This is a genomic window from Candidatus Electronema sp. TJ (assembly GCF_048287355.1).
Classification (GTDB): domain Bacteria; phylum Desulfobacterota; class Desulfobulbia; order Desulfobulbales; family Desulfobulbaceae; genus Electronema.
This window is the reverse complement of record NZ_JBLWEP010000177.1, coordinates 1-3,463: the sequence shown is the minus strand read 5'-3', so window position 1 is coordinate 3,463 and position 3,463 is coordinate 1. Positions and strand designations below refer to the sequence as shown.

General features: G+C 59.5%; 2 protein-coding genes. One reads left to right on the top strand and one right to left on the bottom strand.

Going from position 1 to position 3,463, the window contains the following annotated elements; translation table 11 throughout:
- The coding region (locus ACNKID_RS10780; protein WP_417913439.1) for a biotin/lipoyl-containing protein at positions 1-1,915 on the top strand (1,915 nt) is incomplete at its 5' end.
- A 42-nt stretch (positions 1,916-1,957) separates the two neighbouring features.
- Here ACNKID_RS10780 and ACNKID_RS10775 read toward each other — a convergent pair.
- On the bottom strand, positions 1,958-3,193 hold the full coding sequence (locus ACNKID_RS10775; RefSeq protein ID WP_417913438.1) for a response regulator: 1,236 nt from the start codon (positions 3,191-3,193) through the stop codon (positions 1,958-1,960).
- Positions 3,194-3,463: the final 270 nt, after the last annotated feature.

Below are 3,463 nucleotides of genomic sequence, written 5' to 3'. Positions count from 1 at the left end.
ACAGGTCATGACACGAATCACGCAAGACATGGACACAGCCTCGGTGCTGGCCGCGCTGCGCCAGGCCGACGGCTATTACATCACCAACACGGCGCGGGACATGTCCCAGTCCGACTACAAGAACCGCATTCTGCTCCACACCGACCTGATGGCGGCTCCGGCGCGGGAGGCGGCAGGTTATTTCTCGCTGGAGATCACCGGCGGGGCCTCGGTGCATGTGGATATCCTGCGCAAGCAGGTTGATCCCTTCCTCAAGCTGGCGCTGCTGCGTCAGGCCATGCCGAACACGATGTTCCAGACCCTCTGCCGGGGCGTGAACCTCTTCGGCTACCGGCCTTATCCGCCCAATGTCATCCGCTTCACGGTGCGCGAGTTCGCCAAGTACGTGGATGTCTGGCGCACCTTCGACTTTCTCAACCATGTGCCGAACATGCAGGCCGTGCTGGAAGAGGTTGGCAAGGCGGGCAAGATCAATGAGCCGTGCATCTGCTTCTCCACCGGGCCGGAGCACAGCAACGCCTATTACGTGGGCAAGGTGCGGGAGATATTGGCTGTCACCGGCGACGAAATCACCCTCTGCATCAAAAATCATGGCGGTCTGGGCACCCCGCGCCGCATCGGCGAGCTGGTCAACGCCATCAAGCAGGCCTATCCAGACCTGATCATTCATTACCACGGCCACAACACCGACGGCAACGACGTGGGCCGCATCACCGAGGCCGTGCTCAACGGCGCGAAGATCGTGGATGCCTCTGATCACGCCTTCACTGGCTATTATGGCCCGCCAGCGGTGCTGACGGTGATTCAAACCCTGAAAGATCACGGCAAAAGAGCCGTGGGCATAGACGAAGCGGCAGTGATTGCCGCCTCAGATGCCATCCGCGACCAGCGTCCGTATTACGCCCAGTTTGAATCGCAGATCAAGGGCTTCCAGCCGACTGTGCAGATACACAAGCTGCCTGGCGGGGCGATGGGTTCGAGCCTGGAGCAGGCCGCGAAAGGCGGTTTCTTGGACAAGATGCCGGACATCCTGCACAAGGAGCTGCCCAAGGTGCAGGAGGAGCTGGGCAACTTCTGGAGTGTGACCCCCGGTTCGCAGATTCTGTGGACAACTGCGGTCTCCAACGTCCAGCAGGGCCGCTATGAGTCGCCTTCCGGCGACCTGAAGAACCTGCTCTTAGGCAAGTACGGCCCCTTCCCTTTCTATCAGCCTGCGGACTGGATTTATGAGAAGGTCTTTGGCGAGGACTGGCGCAAGGTGCTGGCCGAGCAGGGCGGGGCAGAAGCCATTTCCGACATGGACATCGAGCAGGAGCGCAAGACACTGGCTGATCGGCTGGGCTATGAGCCGACCGAGCAGCAGCTGGTGATTTATTTGCAGCACCCGAACGATGCGGTCAATTTTTACAAGTTCGAGGCGGAGTTCGGCAAGGCCTATGTGCTGCCGCCGTCCATCTTCCTGCGTCAGGGCGGCTTTGCTCTTGGTGAGACCATGACCTTCCGGGATCACTTCGGCAAGGAGCATCTGCTGGAAGTCGGGCCGGTGCAGAAGACCGAGGACGGCCACACCAACGTCTATCTCAACGTGGACCACCACGAGCGGGTCTATGTCTTCGAGCCGGTCAAGCCGGCAGGCGCGGCTCCGGCTGCGGCCAAGCTCTCGAAAGAGGAGATTGCCGAGCTGGCCAAGGCGGGCGATTTCCGTGCGCCTTTTGCCGCCAACGTCAGCGCGGTGAGTGTCAAGCCGGGCCAGGAAGTGGCCGCAGGCGATCAGCTGCTGGTGCTTGAGGCGATGAAGATGCAGACCCCGATTGTTGCGGAAGCGGCAGGCGTGGTGGCAACGGTGAGCGTGAAGGTGGGGCAGACGCTCCAGCCGGGTGACAAGCTGGTGAAGGTGGATGTGAAGGAGAGCTGAGCGCTGCTGTCCAAGAAGAGGGGGAATGTCCCCCTCTTCCGGCTACTCCAGCTCCTTCATGATTTGCGGCACCAGCTTGGCCAGCTGCATTTTGGTCAGGGCCTGATTGCCGTCCTTGTCGAGCAGAGCGATGAGATGAAAATGCACTGGCGCAGCACTGCCGGAGCAGCTCATCACCACCAGCCCGTCCGGCGTTTTCAGCACCAGCTCGACGCAGCTGGCCAGCCCCACCTTTTCCGCCGCCTCCTCGGCTGTGCGGAAGACATCATTGAAGACCGGGCCGATGTTCTCCAGCTCCATGTCTGTCTCAACAGAGTCCGCGAGCAATATTTCGCCAGAGAAATTCATCAGCGCGGCGGTCTGGTAGCCTTTAATGCGGCGGAGGCTGACGAACATGTTTTCCAAAGCTGCGATGTCCATTGTTTTCAGTTCTTCCTCATGTTGCTTTTCAGATGCGTCAGATGCCGGCTCCCCGGCCTCCGGCGGCTGGATGGCCGCCTCGGCAGGCAGGGCTTCGCTTTCCAATGCAATGGGAGCGGCGGCAAGGTCGTTCTGAGACGGCGCGACGCTGGTTTCCTCTTTCTGCGCTGCGACGGCCCCCGCCTCTTCGTCCTTCAGTTTCATGGCCTCCATGATGATGGACATCAAATCGCTTTTTATACGCCGCCGGATTTCCACCTTCGGCAGCGCCCTGATTTGAAAGCGGACATTGTCCATGGCGATGATGCGCTCCGCCGCCGCCTGCTCGCGCAGGTCTCCGTATTCGGCATCATAAAGCTTGCCCCGGTTGATGTAAAGCAGGCCCTTGTTTCTCGGCGAGCTTCCCACCTCCAGCATGCAGGTTCTGCCGTCGATTTCCAGCAGCTGAAGAAACGCGCCGACTGATATGCCCTTCAGGCTGCCGGTGGTTATGTCCTCATTGAGGATGTTGGTGACGATTTTAACGAGCTGCCGCACCTTGATCGGCTTGATCAGGATGTGCCGGACTCTTTTGCGCAGCGCGTCGAGCTTCTCTTTGTCCGAGCAGCCTGTGATGACCACCACAGGGATGTGCGGGTGGAAGTTTTCTATGTACTCAACGAGATCCCAGCCGCTGACTTCGCCCGGCATGATCAGGTCTGTCACCAGCATGGCGATGTCCTCATGACTAAGGATCTCGATCGCCTCCCGACCGTTGCTGGCATAGACCGGCGTGAAGAAATCGCCGTAGCTTTTCAGCTGCTCTTCAAGGAGGGCAAGGGCGAAGAGGTCGTCATCGACAATCAGTATATCGTACATCTCGCACCCTTGCCGTCGGCTCTGACATTGTTCCAAATAAACGACACTCCTCTCGTCCGGCACGGCAGCGCGGCCAAAGCCGTCCGGCAGAACGGCTCTGCGCCGTCCGCCCCTTTTACTCAAGTGATGTTCCGCTGAATAGCGCATTGGGCAGAAACGCCCGTGATGAGCCTGCGCAGCCCCTGAAGAAACGCAGACATCCTCTCTAAAGGAGTATCACAGAAGAAGAGGTTCCGTCAAATAGTAGTTTTTTCCGCTGGCGGAGACCAA